13 protein-coding genes and 2 pseudogenes are annotated in these 17,074 nt (G+C 61.6%); 4 read left to right on the forward strand and 11 right to left on the reverse strand.

Features of this window, described 5'->3' with window-relative positions; translation table 11 throughout:
• Window positions 1–120: 120 nt before the first annotated feature.
• The 6 genes and pseudogenes from CF70_RS19050 to CF70_RS19075 form a co-directional block, all read right to left on the reverse strand.
• Window positions 121–1,764: a SulP family inorganic anion transporter gene (locus tag CF70_RS19050; RefSeq protein ID WP_081862240.1), complete on the reverse strand. Its 1,644-nt coding sequence runs from the start codon at window positions 1,762–1,764 to the stop codon at window positions 121–123.
• 132 nt (window positions 1,765–1,896) lie between these two features.
• Window positions 1,897–2,162 (reverse strand): annotated as a pseudogene (locus CF70_RS38985) (c-type cytochrome); the annotation flags it as partial.
• An 85-nt stretch (window positions 2,163–2,247) separates the two neighbouring features.
• Window positions 2,248–3,357, reverse strand: a complete 1,110-nt coding sequence (gene alr, locus CF70_RS19060) for an alanine racemase (protein ID WP_035867955.1) — start codon at window positions 3,355–3,357, stop codon at window positions 2,248–2,250.
• A gap of 87 nt (window positions 3,358–3,444) precedes the next feature.
• On the reverse strand, window positions 3,445–4,869 hold the full coding sequence (locus CF70_RS19065) for an amino acid permease (protein WP_035867957.1): 1,425 nt from the start codon (window positions 4,867–4,869) through the stop codon (window positions 3,445–3,447).
• 99 nt (window positions 4,870–4,968) lie between these two features.
• Entirely contained in the window at window positions 4,969–5,400 is a 432-nt protein-coding gene (locus CF70_RS19070; RefSeq protein WP_235185121.1) for a Rid family detoxifying hydrolase, read from the reverse strand.
• Entirely contained in the window at window positions 5,397–6,650 is a 1,254-nt protein-coding gene (locus CF70_RS19075) for a D-amino acid dehydrogenase (protein WP_035867959.1), read from the reverse strand. The genes CF70_RS19070 and CF70_RS19075 overlap by 4 nt, the downstream gene beginning before the upstream one ends.
• Window positions 6,651–6,896: 246 nt before the next feature.
• On the opposite strand from CF70_RS19075, the gene CF70_RS19080 reads away from it, so the two are divergent.
• Entirely contained in the window at window positions 6,897–8,426 is a 1,530-nt protein-coding gene (locus CF70_RS19080) for a sigma-54-dependent transcriptional regulator (RefSeq protein WP_035867960.1), read from the forward strand.
• A gap of 106 nt (window positions 8,427–8,532) precedes the next feature.
• Window positions 8,533–8,760, forward strand: coding sequence for a hypothetical protein (locus CF70_RS36120; RefSeq protein WP_152561851.1), 228 nt, complete (start codon window positions 8,533–8,535; stop codon window positions 8,758–8,760).
• A 21-nt stretch (window positions 8,761–8,781) separates the two neighbouring features.
• Here CF70_RS36120 and CF70_RS19085 read toward each other — a convergent pair whose 3' ends face one another.
• From CF70_RS19085 to CF70_RS19105, 5 genes and pseudogenes are all read right to left on the reverse strand, one after another.
• Window positions 8,782–9,165: a hypothetical protein gene (locus CF70_RS19085; protein WP_035867962.1), complete on the reverse strand. Its 384-nt coding sequence runs from the start codon at window positions 9,163–9,165 to the stop codon at window positions 8,782–8,784.
• A 37-nt stretch (window positions 9,166–9,202) separates the two neighbouring features.
• A complete protein-coding gene (locus tag CF70_RS19090) occupies window positions 9,203–9,766 on the reverse strand; it encodes an Hsp20/alpha crystallin family protein (protein WP_035867977.1) in 564 nt (187 codons plus the stop codon).
• Between the two features lie 114 nt (window positions 9,767–9,880).
• Complete coding sequence (locus CF70_RS19095) at window positions 9,881–10,288, reverse strand: Hsp20/alpha crystallin family protein (RefSeq protein WP_035867964.1); 408 nt, start codon at window positions 10,286–10,288, stop codon at window positions 9,881–9,883.
• Window positions 10,289–10,304: 16 nt separating this feature from the next.
• Window positions 10,305–10,744 (reverse strand): annotated as a pseudogene (locus tag CF70_RS19100) (Hsp20/alpha crystallin family protein).
• Between the two features lie 421 nt (window positions 10,745–11,165).
• Window positions 11,166–11,477 carry a hypothetical protein gene (locus CF70_RS19105; protein WP_235185122.1) on the reverse strand — a complete coding sequence of 104 codons (312 nt, stop codon included), beginning with the start codon at window positions 11,475–11,477 and terminating at the stop codon, window positions 11,166–11,168.
• Between the two features lie 435 nt (window positions 11,478–11,912).
• Here CF70_RS19105 and CF70_RS19110 point away from each other — a divergent pair, with 435 nt between their 5' ends.
• Window positions 11,913–12,377, forward strand: coding sequence for a ProQ/FinO family protein (locus CF70_RS19110; protein WP_035867968.1), 465 nt, complete (start codon window positions 11,913–11,915; stop codon window positions 12,375–12,377).
• Between the two features lie 917 nt (window positions 12,378–13,294).
• Window positions 13,295–16,711: an adenylate/guanylate cyclase domain-containing protein gene (locus tag CF70_RS19115; RefSeq protein ID WP_035867971.1), complete on the forward strand. Its 3,417-nt coding sequence runs from the start codon at window positions 13,295–13,297 to the stop codon at window positions 16,709–16,711.
• Window positions 16,712–17,074: the final 363 nt, after the last annotated feature.

The following is a 17,074-nucleotide window of genomic DNA, read 5'->3' on the forward strand; positions in this document are numbered from 1 at the left end:
CCGCCCGTACACCACTTTCAACTCTAGCTCATCAAGCCCTCGACGCGCCGTCACTCAGAGTGCGGAGAGCCACTTTTACCTATGCTTCACGTCATGGCATGAGCTCCGCTGCGATGGCGATCAAGAGCGTGCTGGTCCTGCAGCCGTCGTCGCGGCTGCGACGCCTCCCTGCCCCAGAGACTGCACGCACTCGTCCACGCTGAGTTCGTGCAGCGCTTCGCGCGGCAGTGCTTCGTCCGCCGATCGCGACAGCACTTCCAGCGCGGGGGGCTTCAATCGCACCAGCAGCAGACGTCGGCCACTGGCCGCGGCGCCGGCGGCGAACGTGTGCAGTGCCTCAATCGTCGAACCGTCGAGGTCTGGCGACTCCTCGAGACTGAAGATCAACGTATGCACGGCGCCCTGCCCTGCATCGGCCAGATGCCGCACCTGCGCCAGGATGCGCTCGACATTGGCAAAGAATATCGGTGCTTCGGGCCGCACGATCAGCACGCCCGGAAGCGTCTTGGCTTCGGGGTGCGCGGTGACGTCCACGTAGTCGTGGCTGCTGCCAAGGCGTCCCAACTGGCTGACGTTCGGCTCCGAAAAATTGCGCAGCGTGATCAGCAGACTCACCCCGATTCCCGCCAGCAGACCGTCCAGGACACCAAGCAGCAGCACGGCCACGCACGCCGCCACAACCAGTAGCCGGTCCCGCCGCCAAACCCAATAGGGGCGGAACACGCTCAGGCGCAGTGTATGGCTAACCGCGTAGGCCACAATCGCGGCCAGCACCGGCTCGGGGGTCAAAGCTAGTTGCGGCAACAACAGCGCGACGATCACGGCGACGACTACCGCCGCGCACCAGCCAGCCAGGCGCGACCGTGCGCCGGCCGCTTCATTGGCGGAAGTCGCCGAGTAGCCCGCGCCCACGGGCATGCCGTGCAGCAAACCCGAACCCAGATTGGCCAAGCCCAGCGCAATGAGATCCCGATCCGCCGAGGTCTTGTCACCATGCTTGAGCGCGAAACTGCGGATCGAACCATACGACTCCGCATACAAGATCAGGACCAGCGCAAACGCCAGCTCGCCAAGCCGCAGCCACTCCGTGCGAGGCAGGTCAGGGATATCGAACGAGACGTCGGCCAGATCGATCGTGCCGACCTGCCCGATGCCGTAGTGGTGCAGATCCACCCCGTGGGCGAGCACAATGCCGAGCACGATAACGACCAGCGGGCCGGGCACGCTCTTCCAGCGCGACATAGCGAACAGCAACAGCAGCACGACCAGCGCAGCGATCAGCCCGTTCACGTTCCAGACCGATACGTCCTGGATCAACTCGTACGTGAATCGCGGTAGGTCGCCATGGGTCGGATGCACGCCCGCCACGCTCGCCACCTGCTTCAGGATGATGGTGATGGCCAGCCCAAACGTGAAACCCCGCAGCACCGGCTTGGCAATGAATTCGGTAATGCCACCGAGCCGGGCGAGGCCAGCCAGTACAAGAAAGAAGCCACTCAGGATCACCAGTCCAGCGGCCAGCAGCAGGCGTTGTGCCAGATCGCCACCGGCCATCGACACCGTGATGGCGGCCAGCACGGCGGCCGAAGACGATGTTGCCGACACCACGGCGAAGCGGCTGGTCCCCAGCAGGCCGTAGACCACCAGACCGATCAGCAAGCCGATGAGACCCGCCTGCGGCGGAAGATTGGCGATGCCGGCGTATGCCACGGCCTCAGGCAGTAAAAGGCCGGCAATCGAACAGCCGGCGATCACGTCGTGCATCGGATTACCGCCGCGCGCTGTCTGTCGGGTGCGTCGAATCGGTTGTGGTCACGACTCCCCCTATTGTTCTTGTCCTGCAGATACGTAACAGATGGATGGTACCCCCAATGTACCCATTGGGCGTCGGGACCCTGCACCCGGCGATGCCTTGCGGCCCGCCATATGTGCAGATACACCAGCAGGTCCTTCAGGTCCGCATCGGACAGCCTCCTCTCGTCAATCGCAGACATGCGCGAACCGGGCCACCACCGAAGTGACTGCGGGTCGCGGATCGACGCACTCAGCTTGCCATCGCCCAGATTTTCGATCCCGCTGTGCGGCACGTTCAAGTCCGGACCCACGTTGGCGTCGCCCGCCCGGTTCCTCGAATGACACGAGAAACAAACCCGCTGGAAGGTGGGCAATGTGAGATCCCATCACTGAGGCAGCGCCCGGGGGCTTCGCGAGGGCCCCGCTGCCCAATGCCGACAACGCGGCCAGCGATCAATCATCGATGTACGAGCGCATATAGCGATTCCCCAAGCTGGTCAGGACCTCGTAGCCGATAGTTCCGGCGCGCGAGGCAATCTTGTCCACATGTAGAGCATTGTCGGCTAGAGTGATGAGCGTCCCCTCTGCGATCTCATGGGCCGGAACATCGGTCACGTCGAGGGTCACCGTGTCCATGGAAACGTTTCCGACCAGCGGCAGGCAATAGCCCATGAAGCTTGCCACCGCCTTGTTGCTGAGGCTCCGGAAGAACCCGTCGGCATAGCCCACGGCAACCGTCGCGATCCGTGAGCGGCGAGGCGCGGTCCAGGCATGGGAATATCCAACCGCATTTCCGGCCGCTATCCACCGGGTCTGTATCACCTTACCCTCCAGTTTGATGACGGGGCGCAGGGGATTGGGCATCCCGGCGATGGGCGCCACCCCGTAGAGGGCGGCGCCAGGGCGCACGAGATCGAAGTGGTAGTCCCGCCCCAAGAAAATTCCCGAGGAATTGGCGAGGCTCGCTCTCGCTTTGGGCAGTCGGGCAAGCGCCACGCGGAAACGCGCCAGTTGCAAGTCATTAATCGCCTCGGCCTGGTTCTCCGCGCTGACCAGATGGCTCATGATTAGCCTGAGATCAATCCCGCTCAGCATGCCATGGTCGGCAGCCAGCGATTCCAGTTCCTCGCAGCTCAGGCCCAGGCGCGCCATGCCCGTGTCGACCTGGAGGACCGCTGGCAAGTGCCCGCCCCGCTCGCGGGCGAGTTTCCCCCAGGTCTGGACTTGCGCGAGGCTGTTCAGCACCGGAACCACGCCATGGTTCACAAAATCCCGCTCCGAGTCCGGATGGATGCCGTGCAGGACGTAGAGGGCCGCGTCTCCCGGCAGGGCCGGACGCAGCGCGATGGCCTCGTTCAGATGAGCAACGAAGAAATAGCGGCAGCCGGCGCGGTAAAGCGCTGGGGCGACTTTGGCCGCACCAAGGCCGTAGGCGTCGGCCTTGACCACCGCGGCGCATTCGACCGCGCCGACCTTGGCCTTCAGGGTCCGCCAGTTATCGCGAATGGCACCGAGGTCGATTGTCAACATGGCACTGGCGGAAGTCTGTTCGGGATTGGACATGGGATCCTTTTCCGTCGGGTTCGATAAGAAGCGCGGGACGGCTACCGGGGCGCGCGGTGACGCGCCCCGGCGCTCATGCGCGCAGTCTCAGCGCGTTGCGCTGGTTGTGGCCACGCCGACGGAGGGGTTGGCACTTACAGCGAGCCGATAACCGATGCCCAGCAGCGCGAACCAGATCGGCGCAACATACAGGGCCACGCGGGTTTCGGGGTCGAGGGCGAGCAGGCCCGAAACGACCAGCATGAACGCAACCACCAGCCAGTTGGCCAATGGCGCGCACGGCATCTTGAAACTCACTGCCTTGGCGCGGCCTGCGGCCACGGCTTTGCGATAGCCGAGGTGGGCGATCATGATGATCGACCAGGTCCACAGGGCACTCACCAGGGAGATACTGGTGATCCAGACGAAAGCCTCGTCCGGCACCACGTAGTTCAGCACCACGCCGGCGCCCATCAGGATCGCAGAAAAGGTGACGGCAGTGGACGGTACGTGATTGGCATTAATCCGGGCAAAGGCCTGGGGCGCCTGACGAAACTGGGCCAGGGTGTACAGCATGCGACCGGTGCTGAAGATCCCACTGTTGCACGAGGACGCGGCGGCGGTGATGACGACGAAATTGATCACGCTGGCGGCACCGGGAATGCCCATCTTTTCGAACAGGAAGACGAAGGGGCTGACGCCAGGCTTCAGCTCGGTCCAGGGCACCAGGGACATCATCACCAGCAGCGCGCCGATGTAGAAGATCAGGATGCGCCACACCACGCTGTTGGTGGCTTTGGGCAGAACACGCTCCGGATTCTGTGCCTCGCCCGCCGTGACGCCGATTAGTTCCACGCCCTGGAACGCGAACATCACCATCTGCAGCGTGAGCGCGACACCGAGCACGCCGAAGGGCATGAAGCCCTGGTGGGACCATAGGTTCGAAACGCTGGCGGTCGCGCCCAACGGCGTGACGCCGAAGAGCAGGATCGCCGCGCCGATCACGATCATGGCGACAAGCATCACGATCTTGATGAGCGCAAACCAGAACTCCAGTTCACCAAAGACCGCTACTGAGATGCGGTTGACGAAATAGAGCACCACGAGGGTTGAGAGCGCCGGAATCCACTGGGGAATATCAGGAAACCAGTAGTGGACATAGACGGCGACCGCGGTAATTTCGGCCATCCCGATGGTGACCCACATGAACCAATAAGACCACCCCGTGGCGAAGCCGGCGAACGGCCCGATGAACTCCTCTGCGTACGTGGCGAATGAGCCAGCCACCGGCCGGTAGGTCAGCAGTTCGCCGAGGGCACGCATGATGAAGAAGATGATGATGCCGCCGATGGCATAGCTCAGTAGCAGGCTCGGCCCGGCGATGCTGATGGCCCGCCCTGCGCCCAGGAACAGCCCGACGCCGATGGCGCCGCCCAGGGCAATCATCTGGATATGACGGTTCTTCAATCCACGGCGGAGGTCCTGCGCCTCGTGGCGGCGCTCCTCCGCAAGCATATTGTCGATTGTGGACATGCCTCTTGTCTCCTCACGGCTTACGCATACTGCGCTCACCTGTCTCTAATGGATGCTTCGTGACCGCTCCCGTCACAGGTCGACGGGGCGGGAAAGGGCTCAGGCCTGGCTGCGGGCGATCGCGTTGATTTCAACGCCCGCCCCAGTGGGCAGAGCGGCGACCTGGACTGTGGTTCGGGCTGGCCGGTGCGGGCCGAAGCGCCGCGCGAAGACTTCGTTCATGTCGGCGAATTCTTCGAGGTCGATCATGAACACCGTCACCGCAACGACGCCCGCCAGGGAACTGCCAGCTTCCGTCAGGATGGCTTCCAGGTTGTTGAACACCTGCTCGGTCTGCTCCTTGATGCTGCCGCGCACGCCGGCGCCGGTCGCCGTCATTGGAATCTGCCCTGAAGTGAAGATCCAGCCGTCGCTGGCGATGGCCTGGGAATAGGGGCCGATCGCCCGCGGTGCTTCGCGGGTGGAAATGAGTTGCATGCCTGCTGCCTCCTTAACGGTGATGGGATGGTTGAGGAATGTGGGGGTGATCATGCGTAGCGCGCCACGCTCAGATCGTTGACCGCGATCTCGGGAGTCCTGCCGCTGACGAGGTCGGCAATCACCCGGCCAGTGCCCGCCGCCATGGTCCAGCCGAGGGTGCCGTGACCGGTACTGAGATAGAGGTTCGGGCAGGATGTCTTGCCGATGATCGGCGTGCCGTCCGGGGTCATCGGGCGCAGGCCCGTCCAGAATTCCGCTTTCGTGACGTCCCCGCCACGGGGAAAGAGATCGGTCACGACGAACTCGAGTGTCTGGCGACGGGAGGCGGCCAGACTGAGATCGAAGCCTGACAGCTGGGCGGTGCCACCCACGCGGATGCGATCGCCCAGGCGGGTGACAGCGACCTTGTGGGTCTCGTCCATGATCGTGGATTCCGGCGCCATGGCGGCGTCGGCGATCGGTACGGTAATCGAGTAACCCTTGACCGGATAGACGGGAATGTCGATTCCGATGGGTTTTAACAATTCCCGGGAATAACTGCCGAGGGCAAGGATGTATTGATCCGCGCTCAACACCCCCTGGCTGGTGCGCACCCCGCTAACGCGCTTGCCATTCGACTCGATGCCATCGACGGTGGTATTGAAACGGAAGTCAACGCCCAGCCCGGCGGCCATTTCCGCCAGGCGCTGGGTGAACTTGAAGCAGTCGCCAGTTTCGTCGCCGGGCAGCCGCAGCGCGCCAACGAACTTCTCTTTCACGGAGGCCAGCGCGGGCTCATATTTGACGTAGCCCTCGCGGTCGAGAACCTGGAAGGGAATCCCATAGCTTCTGAGAATCTCCACGTCCTTGCCGATCCCGTCTAGCTGCTTCTGGGTGCGGAACAACTGCAGCGTTCCCTGCGCCCGTTCGTCGTAGGCGATGCCGGTTTCCTGGCGCAAGCGGCGCAGGCAGTCGCGGCTGTACTCGGCCAGGCGAACCATGCGGCTCTTGTTGAGCTGATAGCGGCTCTCGGTGCAGTTGCGTAGCATCGAGAAGCACCACTGCCACATGGCCGGATCGAGCATGGGCTTGATGACCAAGGGGCTGTGCTGCATGAGCAGCCATTTGATCGCCTTGACCGGCACCCCTGGCGCGGCCCAGGGCGCGGAATAGCCAGGTGAGACCTCCCCTGCATTGGCGTAGCTCGTTTCGAGGGCCGGCCCGGCTTGGCGATCGACCACCGTGACCTGGTGGCCATCCCGGGCGAGGAAATAGGCCATCGTGGTTCCGATAACACCGCTGCCCATGATTAGGATGTGCATGGCACTGCTCCCTGGATTGATTCAAGTTTCCAGGACGATACGCAATCCCTGTGCCATCAATAAAATTTCCTTTTAAATCAATAGCATATAGCAATTTCTTGGCGGACCGGCTCGGGAATTGTATGGATTTCAATACGAAGGAATACTTGGAGTCGCTAGAATCAGAACGAAAAACCTTTAAAAACAGTAGCTTGTGTAGTATGTATCGAATACAGTACGCTGTACGTGAACCAATACAGTCTAACCATGCGTATTGACGTCCTGTTTGCCGACCGGGTTGGCATTGCCCAGGAAATCCTCGCCAAGCTCGCCGAGCGTTCCCTCAATGTCACGGCGGTGGAGGTGGATCCACCCCACATCTTCATCGAGGCTCCGACGCTTGATGAGGCGAGTTTCAAGCGGCTTCGGGACAGTCTGCTGGCGGTATCGGACGTCCGGTCGGTCGGCGCAGTGGCCATGCTGCCGGGGGCTCGGCGCCGGCTCTATCTGGAGGCGCTCCTGGCCTCCCAGGCCGATCCCGTCTTCGCCGTGGATGCCGAGGGGCGCGTGGTCGTGGCCAATGGGGCTGCCATCAATGCGAGCGGGATGAGCGAGAGCGAATTGCTCAAGACGACCATGCAGGATCTCATAGGCGATCCTCAACTCCTCGCCGCTCTGGTCAGTGGCGGCTATCACCTGCCGGCTCGGGAAGTGGAGATCGGTAGGGTCCCATACATGCTGGAGACCATGCCCCTGTATGAGGCCGACGGTCGCGTCGCGGGTGCCGTGCTGACCCTCCATGCTGCGAGCCGCATCGGCGAACGCATGAGCGCCCTTGTCAACTATGAGGCCGGGGGCTTCGAAAACATCGTCGGCAGCTCGCCGGAAATCGAGCAGCTCAAGCAGCGAGCCACGCGCATGGCCATAGTGGATGCCCCTCTGCTGATCACCGGCGAAACTGGCACCGGGAAGGAACTCCTTGCCCACGCTTGCCACGCTGGGAGCAATCGCAAGATGCAGCCCTTTTTCGCCCTCAACTGCGCCGCCTTACCCGAGAATCTCGCCGAGAGCGAACTCTTTGGCTACGCCGCCGGAGCCTTCACCGGCGCCTTGAAGGGGGGCAAGCCCGGGCTGCTGGAACTCGCCAACAGCGGAACGGTGTTTCTCGACGAGGTTGGGGAAATGTCACCCTATTTACAGGCCAAGCTCCTGCGCTTTCTCAACGACGGCAGCTTCCGCCGCGTGGGTGGCGACCGGGAAGTGAAAGCCGATGTGCGCATCATCAGCGCCACCCACCGCTCCCTGGATGCCATGGTGACCAGTGGCCACTTTCGCCAGGACCTGATGTTTCGCCTGAATGTCCTGACGCTACATATGCCAGCGCTGCGCGAACGCCCAGGGGACATCCTACCTTTGGCTAACTTGTTTCTTGCCCGCGCAGCCGCCCAAACGAACCGGCCAACTTTGCGCCTCTCCCAGACGGCTTGCGCCGCCCTGCTGGCAAATCCCTGGGTCGGCAACGTACGAGAGCTGCAGAACGTGATCTTCCGCGCGGTGACCATGGCTGACCGGACTATCATCAACGCCGAAGATCTGGAGCTTGCTCGCGCCGCACGCCCGGCCGCCCAAAATTCGGTCGGGGAGGTCTCGACCTTGGACGCGGCTCTGGCCGATTACGAAAAGCAGTTGCTAGAGCGCCTCTATCGGGACTTCCCATCCAGCCGCCGCCTAGCCAAGCGGCTGGGTGCCTCCCACTCAGCCATCGCCACTCGCTTGCGGCGCTACGGCATCGGCTAGCTTGGCCGGAACTGGGCAGGCCATTGCAGTTGTCACCCCTCTCCAAATAGCAGGATCGGGAACAACGCGATTCAAATACCTTGAGCAGATTGGCCGGGGAATGCGCGTGTTGATCGACAAGCGTCGATGGTGCTTCTGGCAAGCTAACTGCGGCGTGCTGACGTCCGATCGAAATGAAGCGGGCATGCAGGCGCACCTGTCGGTTCTGAGCGACGCGGTGACCGTGCGCGTCAACACGGTGGAAAAGAAGCCGCGCCGCAACAGAACCGCACTACGAAGCCGAAACGGTATACTTCATCGCCAACGCCGACGGGGCTGGCGGCGTTGGCGATGATGCACAGGAGCGCAGGGCGATTCAATGTATCGGCGGGATGATTCCGACTTTCTCCGCCAGCATTCGCTCATATACGCCGAAGTGCAGGTCCACCTCGGCCTGGCTGACTACCGTGACCTCCATGCTGATCCGATCGGGCTTCAGGCCAAACATGGTGGCCAGTGCCACCTCAAGCTGCGGGGCGGCGCCTTTGTCATTCGGAAACGTCGTGCCAATACTAATCGTATAGGCGCTTTCACCGACCGCCGTGACCTCGAGCAGGCGTGCAGCGGCGCTCAGGTTGTGCTCAATGGCGATCCGCGCAACCTCCGCCACGCTGCGCGTCTTTTCGGTGGGGAAGCCACGCACGCATCGCAGGCACACGCGATGCTTGCCCAGCGTGATCCAGTCGGAATCGAATTCCATGAAGAATCTCCCTATGCGATAGTCGTCCAGGAAAGCGTCAATGGATGTGGATCTTGCGGACAGACGGCGCCGGCGTACCGGTCTTAGGCAAGCGCAGCGTCAGAACGCCTTGTGTGAATCCGGCGTCGACGTTGTCCAGGTCGAGTCCGTCCGGCAACGGAATGCTGCGCATGAAGGCGCCATACGCGCGCTCCAGCCGATAGCATCCGCTTTCGTCGGTCTGGACATCCTGCTTCTTTGCGCCCCGCAGCACCAGCGCGCCATCCTCAATGCTGACCTGCACCTCCTCGCGCTTCATGCCCGGCAATTCGGCAGTGATCCGCAGCGCCGCGCCGTCGTCGACGACGTCGATCCGTGGCTGGAAGCGTGACGAGCTGAAGTCGCCAAACCACCGGTCGAAGCCACTGAAGTTGGCGAAGGGCTCATGCAGGAAGTCGCCCATGGCTCGCCACGGGTCACCAGAGAGTATCCGAGAGACGTCCGGCCATTCCGGCAGCCGATGCCGCGGCGGGACGGCGCCGGAAGATTCATTCGCGGTGGGCTTGTCGTCCGTTGTCTTCCGCAGGAATTTGAAGGGGTTCCACTTCAGTTCCGTTTTCATGTCACGCTCCCGATTGTCGATGGCAATCGTTGAAGCGGCAGGCGTCATACGCCATGCCGGCGTACGGCGCCTGACGCGGGCGCCCTTGGCGGGCGCCGTTCTCTCCAAAAGGTCCTACGCTACGTTGATGGCAATGCGCCGCGGACGCGCTTCCTCGCGGCGCGGGATGGTCAGCTTCAGCACGCCATCCTGCAACTGTGCGCCGATCTGCGTTGAGTCCAGATCCGGACTCAACGAGAACGCGCGCGCAAAGTGCGGCCGGTGGATCTCCGCGTGCTGTACGCGCAGTCCGGACGGTGTCGGCACGACGGCTTCCGCCTCGATGTGCAGGTTGCCGTCGTGGACGCTCACCTGCAGCTTGTCGCGGGTCACGCCCGGCAGGTCGGCCCAGAGCGTGACACCGCTGCTATCCTCGACGATGTCCACTGCCGGTAGCAGCGTGACGGTCGGCGCCGCCTTGTCCTGTTGGCGTTGCGCCATGGCGCTCTGGCTGCGTTCGACGACTTGGGTCGTATCGGTCATGGCAATCTCCCTTGTGCTATTGGATAGTGATCGCGCGCGGCTTCGAGGCCTCGCGTTTGCCCACGCTGATCGACAGGCAGCCGTTGGCATAGTGCGCCTGTACCTTGTCGGGGTCGGCGCCCTCCGGGAGCTCGATCACCCGCCGGAAGGTGCCGACGAAACGCTCCTGCGCATAGCGCCGGGCTTCCGACGTGTCATTCGGACAGACGGACTGCCGCTCGCCGCTGATTGTCAGGAGACCTTTGTCGATCGAGACTTCTAGGTTTTCCTGCCTCACCCCGGGCGCAAACGCGACGATCTCGATGGAGTCATCCGTCGCCCCGATGTTGATCGCTGGAAATGCGCCGAAGCGTCCAGAGCGGATGCTGGAAGGGAAGCCGCCGAACAGGGCCGTCATCTGCTTTTGCAGACGATCGAGGCACTGAACAGGTCGGTTCCGAAGAATGCGTCACTCATGGTTGTATCCTCCTTCGATGCAGCAAGGAAGGGGATGGGCGACACGCGCTCCGATTCACCTGCCTGGCTGCCGGCAAACAAAAAGAAACACGCAGCGCGGCGACGCGACTGCCTGAGCAAAAATAAAATAGTAACGGGTTCGTGTTATTTCAAGTGTCACAAAAAGCACTTGCACACAGGCTCCGCGAGGCTCCATCATCGCCCCCGTTCACACCATTGCACCGCACAGCCGCGGTCATTCGGGCGCGGCGACTTCGAGCGTGCCCCCCAATTCGGTGAGAGCCTCCTCGACATGCATTCATTTTCAATGCTGTCTTTCTTGGCAAGGACGATCTTCGAAGCCGTGGAACTGTCTTGCGAATAGAAGTGCGGCCTGTCGAAGAAAAGACGTTCAACCCACCACGCCTCTGATGGCCTTATCTTACTGCTGTGCGAATGCGAGAGTCTTGGCGTCCGCCTCAGGAGCCCAACCACCGCCCAGCGCTTTATTTGAGGCGATGGCAGCGCGTGCCGTGGCTGCCATCGCCAGGATTCGCGCGTCCTGAATCAGTTGAAGTCGTGTGTCGGGATCGAGGACGTCAAGCTGGATTTCCCTGCCATTTCGGTGAGCAGTCAACGTCGATGCACGGGATTGCACCAATGAAGCCTTGCCTGACTTCAGCACTTGCTGCTGCTGATCAAATTTGGCGAGGGTCGTAAAAGCATTCTCGACATCAGCACTCGCTTGCAACACGGTCTGTCGATAGGCCGCCAATGCCTCAGCGTTGCGTCCGCGAGCCGCTTGACTTCGGCATCGACACGCCCGAAATCGAACAGTCGGCCCCAGTCGCCTGGCAGCGTGCGCCAGGCGTTGGTCATTTAAGCTCGAGAATTTGAGTAGTTTCACGAACGTGAAACTACATGGCCGGCCGAAACGATCTACTCCACCGGCCGTTCGGATGAAAACCTGATGGATTCAAGGTGCACTCTCATCTGCCTACCCTGTCCTAAGGCGACCCGTCCCCTTCGGCTAACGCGGTGGTCCGCCCTATGCGACCAATCCTGTCGTCGGGGGGGCGTCGCAGCGAAGACGGCTAAAGTCAGGAGAATACCCCTCTCAGTGTTTCCCCGAGATTGTATTGACATTCATTTCGCTGAATAATCGCGCCCTCAGCCACCATCACGCACGATGCAGAAAGGGGTTGTTTTCGAACAACTGGCAAAGCAGGCGAAGGCCGCGCCACCGGCCAAGACGCGTCGTGCATCCCCGAAGGTTTCGGCCCGCCCTGCGAAACCCGTTAAGCCTTTCGATCCGGTACTGCAAGCCATCGCGAAGCTGCAAAAACGCTTCCCGCCAACCTTTCCGAAGAATCCTGCGCCCAAGGTGCCGCTCAAGATCGGCATCTTCGAGGACCTTGTTCAGCACGCGCAGGAACTTGGCCTGACGGAGCCAGCATTGCGCGATGCAATCCGGACCTGGTGCCGCGGCACCTGCTACTGGGCCTGTCTGGTGGAAGGCGCACCGCGCGTGGATCTGGCGGGTCAGGAGGCGGGACACGTGGCCCAGGCCGACGCGAAGCGGGCGCAGGGACTGCAAGCCCAACGTGTGGCGCGCGCATTATCTCGCCCCGAAACCGCGTCGAAACCCAGCTGAACTGGGATAGGCGCCCGCCTCGTCGGCGCGGACGTCGGGCGACCACAGATTCCAGGGCTGCGTACACAAGCGTCGGCACGATGACGAACACACGCGAGCCCGCCCGGGTTCAACGCAAGGCCGTCGCCGACTACAGCGTCGTGGATGGTGACCGGCAGCAGATGCCGGGACTCTGCAGGATCGGAGGAATGCCAAGCGCGAGCTCTCCCCATATTTCTGCCAAGCCCTCATTAATTTTGAGCCGGGATCAAAATGCTTGCGATGAATTGCGTTTTAGCCCCGGGCAGCCTAGTAATCCTCGTCATCTGTTGAAGATCGTCATTCGTGTGAGCCGCGCTCATCATTCTTGCGAGCGTAGCTTTTCAGTGAGAAACAACGTTCCTGAGGTGCGTTTCGCCCGCTGCTTTTCTTGGCCAGTTCGACGTAGTCTCACGAATGCTGAGCATCCATAGCCCTGACGTTGCCTTTCAGCAACCGTCGAAAAGCGTACTTAAGGACAAAATGCGCATAGAAATCAGAGCGTTTTGGTCATGTGATTGGTCTTACGCATGGTGAGCATCGCTCGCACGATCTCTGTACCTCAACAGCACTCGTGGGGGGCGCACAAGCCTTCACTGCTCGCGTTCGGCTCGCCGTTGAGCGTGCCCAGCGTACGTGCTGTGCCGTACGCTTCCAACTTTCTCGTGGTTCGATAGCAACGAGACGCAAGCAAGCTTGGCCGCGTCGAAGCCCAAGGCGTAGACCACGACCCGCGCATCTTGACCGCTCGGCTAGGGCCACGCGCAGTCCTCGAATGTCCCCTGAGCCGGGGGATGCCAACTGGGGAGGAAGTAGCGATGGCCCTGTGCCGGCCATTGATACCATAGAGGAGAAGGCATTTAATCGTATAGACGAAGGCCGGACGGGAAGAGAGCGATATGCACTGCACCAACTGCGGTTCCGAAAGCCCCGCTGGAGCCAGATTCTGCAAGGATTGCGGTGCGAGGCTTTCCCGGCACTGCCCGAAATGTGGTCATGAATCGGGTTCCGCCGACAAGTTTTGTATCGAATGCGGCGCGTCCCTGGCCTTCTTCTCCGAGCTGCCGCCCGGCGGCGCCCAGCCGACGGCTCCCGCCCCCATAGAGTACACGCCACGCCACCTGGCCGAGCGCATTCTGGCCGAACAGGCTGCCATGGAAGCCAGGGGAGCACCATCTGGTGAACGCAAGACCATCACTGCGCTGTTTGCCGACATGGCCGGCTCCACGGCGCTGATCCACGATCTGGACCCGGAAGAGGCACGTCGCCTGATCGATCCCGTCGTGGCCCTGATGATGGAGGCCGTGCACCACTATGAGGGCTATGTGGCCAAGTCCCTGGGCGACGGCATACTGGCCCTGTTCGGCGCGCCCATCGCCCATGAAGATCATCCCCGGCGAGCACTGTATGCGGCACTGCGGATGCAGGAAGCCATGCGCCGTCACAGTGACCGCATCCGTCTCGAACAAGGCATACCGCTTCAGATTCGGGTGGGGATCCACACCGGAGAGGTGGTGGTGCGTTCCATCCGAAGGGACGACCTGCACACGGACTACGATCCGGTAGGGCACACGATCAACATCGCCTCACGGATGGAGAGCATCGCCACACCGTCGTCCATTCTCGTGAGCGAGGCGACCTGCAAGCTGACCGAGGGATATTTCGACTTCAAAGCCCTGGGGGCGACCCAGGTGAAAGGCATTCCGGAGCCTCTTGCCGTCTATGAGGTGTTGCGCCTCGGGTTGTTGCGCACACGCCTGCAAGTGGCTCAGCGTCGCGGCCTGGCACGGTTCGTTGGACGCGAGGGCGAACTGGAGCAATTGCATGGTGCATTGGATCGCGCCAAGGCAGGCCTCGGACAGATTGTCGGGGTGGTTGGCGACGCCGGGGTCGGAAAATCTCGGTTGTTCCACGAATTCAAGGTGCTGTCGCAACGAGGCTGCATGGTGCTGGAGACCTTCTCGGTCTCGCACGGCAAGTCCTTTGCCTTTCTGCCATTGATCGAGCTGGTGAAGAACTATTTTCAGATCGAGGCGCACGACGATGAACGGAGGTGCCGGGAGAAGGTCGCAGGCAGGGTGCTGATGCTGGACCGTACACTGGAAGACCTGCTGCCTTACCTGCTCTACTTGCTGGGCATCAACGAGCCTGGTTCGGCATTACCGAACATGGACCCTCGGATCCGGCGCCAGCGCACGTTCGAAGCGATCACGCGCCTGCTGGTACGCGAGAGCCGCAACCAGCCGCTCGAACTGCTGTTCGAGGACCTGCAATGGCTGGACAGCGAAACAGAGGCCTTCCTGGATGTCCTCGTCGACCACCTGCGAGACGCCAGGATTCTGCTCATGCTGAACTATCGGCCCGAGTATCAGCATGACTTGAGCCACAAGAGCGGCTACACCCAGTTGCGGCTGGATCCATTGGGCCAGGTAGAGGCTCAGGAACTGCTCACGGCCCTGCTTGGAGATGAACCCTCGCTCACGCCTCTCAAGACACTTATCCAGGACAAGACTGAGGGCAATCCCTTTTTCATGGAGGAAGTGGTGCAGACCTTGTCCGAGGAGAAGGCACTCCTCGGCGAGCCTGGCCATTACCGCATTGAGAAGACCCCAACTGCGCTACATATCCCGACCACGGTACAGGGCGTACTGGCTGCCCGCATCGATCGGCTGCCCCGTGCCGAGAAAGACTTGTTGCAGAGCCTTGCCGTGATCGGGAAGGAGTTCTCCCTGAGTCTGATCCAGCAGGTTGTCGCGCAGCCGGATGACCAACTGCGCCACCTCCTGGCCCATCTGGAAGCTGGCGAGTTCATTTACGAGCGGCCCGCGTTTCCCGACACAGAGTACACGTTCAAGCATGCGCTGACCCAGGAAGTCGCAGGCAACTCCCTGCTGATGGAACAACGCACCGCGCTGCATGAGCGCACGGCCCAGGCAATTGAGACCCTCTTCCAGCATCAGCTGAAAGACTACTACAGCGAACTGGCGCGGCACTATAGCCTTAGCGGCAATGATCCGAAGGCTGTGGAGTACCTTCAGCGCACCGGACAGCAGGCCATCCAGCGCTCAGCCTATCAGGAAGCGATCCGCCATCTGAATGCAGCCCTGGAACTGCTCAAACGCCAGCCCGATACGCCCGACCGCACACGCCAGGAGCTCACTTTGCGACTTGCCATCGGGCCGGCGTTGATTGCTGCCAGAGGATTTGCCTCATCTGAGGTGGAGGCGACTTACAGCCGTGCCTTGGCACTGTGCGGCGAGGTTGGGGAAACACCACAGCTCTTCCCAACGCAGGTGGGATTGCGAACCTATTTCTCTCTGCGAGCAGAACATGGAAAGGCATACAAGCTAGGAAAGCAACTTCTTGGCCTTGCCGAGAGCGCGAAAGACCCGGATTTATTGGGGGAAGCGCATGTCTTGCTTGGAACAACCCTGTATTACTCGGGTAAATTCAGGGCCGCGGATGCCCATTTAATCGATGCGCTGGCAATTTACGGCTCAGAACCGCGCCACCCGCACCCCAACTTTCATGGCGTGGATCCGGAAGTGCGTGCGCTATCCACCTCGGCCCTCGTCCGCTGGACTCTCGGCTATCCTGAGCAGGCCAGCAAGAGAGAGCAGGAGTCTTTTGCGCTGGCCCGCAACCTTTCCCACCCGTTCAGTCTGGCGCATACCTTCTGCCTGGCGGCGGAGTTGCACCAGTTCCGCCGTGATCTCAAACTCACGCAGGAATACGCCGACGCCGCTATCGCGCTCTCGACCGAACAAGGCTTCCCGTTCTGGCTTGCGTGGGCGACCGTCCTTCGCGGTTGGGCACTGACCGAGCAGGGACACCATGAGGAGGGCATCGCGCAGATCCACCAGGGGCTGTCCGCCTATCATGCCACGGGGGCAGCGTTGGGGCACTCTCATTTCCAGGAACTGCTGGCCCAGGCCTATGGACGCACGGGACAGATCGAGTCAGGCCTGAGCGCGCTGGCCGAGGCGGCAGACGCGGTGAAAAGGGCCGGAGAGCACTTTTGCGAAGCAGAGTGGCATCGCATCAAGGGGGAGTTGATATTTCAAGGTTCGAGTCCCCACGATCTCAAGGCTGTGAGTGACGCGGAAGCCGAAGCGTGTTTTCGCAATGCGATCGCGATAGCCCGCCAGCAGAATGCCAGGTCATTTGAATTGCGGGCAACGCTGAGTCTGGCACGGCTCTGGCGGCAACAAGGCAGGACAGAGCCGGTCAATGCCTTGCTGGACGGGATCCAAAGCACATTCACCGAGGGTTTCGACAGCCCGGATATGCAGGATGCCATGGTCGCGCACTGTTGACTGGCGGTAGTTATTGCAGATCGTTATTTCGGCTAATGGCGACCTCAAATTCCGCAAATGTGGGTGCCAGCCAGGATAGATGAAGGAAAAACGCTCTACTCCTGCCGATGCTCGCCAGTGCTTTCAATGGAGATCTCCCTGGCGCGCAGGTCGTGGCGTGACGCGGATCGCCAGAATACCCCTATTTTTCCGATCTTTCGCGAGGTCATACTCATGGCTCTACCGAACCATCACCCTCCCCGTCCGCCCTGCCCGGTCAGCAATAGAATTTCGCCGACACCGGCTCGGCGATATAGCGGTCACCGCTAGCGGAATTAACGTAAGCGTCAGCGGAACCCATCCGTAATGGACTTGACGGCTTCC

It is taken from the genome of Cupriavidus sp. SK-3 (genome assembly GCF_000611145.1).
Taxonomy (GTDB): Bacteria; Pseudomonadota; Gammaproteobacteria; order Burkholderiales; family Burkholderiaceae; genus Cupriavidus.

What these genes read in the sequence shown, in the direction of transcription:
- CF70_RS19075 (WP_035867959.1), bottom strand. Translation starts at nt 6,650, where the DNA reads ATGCACATCCTAATCATGGGCAGCGGTGTTATCGGAACCACGATGGCC.
- CF70_RS19070 (WP_235185121.1), bottom strand. Translation starts at nt 5,400, where the DNA reads ATGATCACCCCCACATTCCTCAACCATCCCATCACCGTTAAGGAGGCA.
- alr (WP_035867955.1), bottom strand. Translation starts at nt 3,357, where the DNA reads ATGTCCAATCCCGAACAGACTTCCGCCAGTGCCATGTTGACAATCGAC.
- CF70_RS19050 (WP_081862240.1), bottom strand. Translation starts at nt 1,764, where the DNA reads ATGCACGACGTGATCGCCGGCTGTTCGATTGCCGGCCTTTTACTGCCT.
- CF70_RS19090 (WP_035867977.1), bottom strand. Translation starts at nt 9,766, where the DNA reads ATGAAAACGGAACTGAAGTGGAACCCCTTCAAATTCCTGCGGAAGACA.
- CF70_RS19080 (WP_035867960.1), top strand. Translation starts at nt 6,897, where the DNA reads ATGCGTATTGACGTCCTGTTTGCCGACCGGGTTGGCATTGCCCAGGAA.
- CF70_RS19110 (WP_035867968.1), top strand. Translation starts at nt 11,913, where the DNA reads ATGCAGAAAGGGGTTGTTTTCGAACAACTGGCAAAGCAGGCGAAGGCC.
- CF70_RS19085 (WP_035867962.1), bottom strand. Translation starts at nt 9,165, where the DNA reads ATGGAATTCGATTCCGACTGGATCACGCTGGGCAAGCATCGCGTGTGC.
- CF70_RS19095 (WP_035867964.1), bottom strand. Translation starts at nt 10,288, where the DNA reads ATGACCGATACGACCCAAGTCGTCGAACGCAGCCAGAGCGCCATGGCG.
- CF70_RS19115 (WP_035867971.1), top strand. Translation starts at nt 13,295, where the DNA reads ATGCACTGCACCAACTGCGGTTCCGAAAGCCCCGCTGGAGCCAGATTC.
- CF70_RS19065 (WP_035867957.1), bottom strand. Translation starts at nt 4,869, where the DNA reads ATGTCCACAATCGACAATATGCTTGCGGAGGAGCGCCGCCACGAGGCG.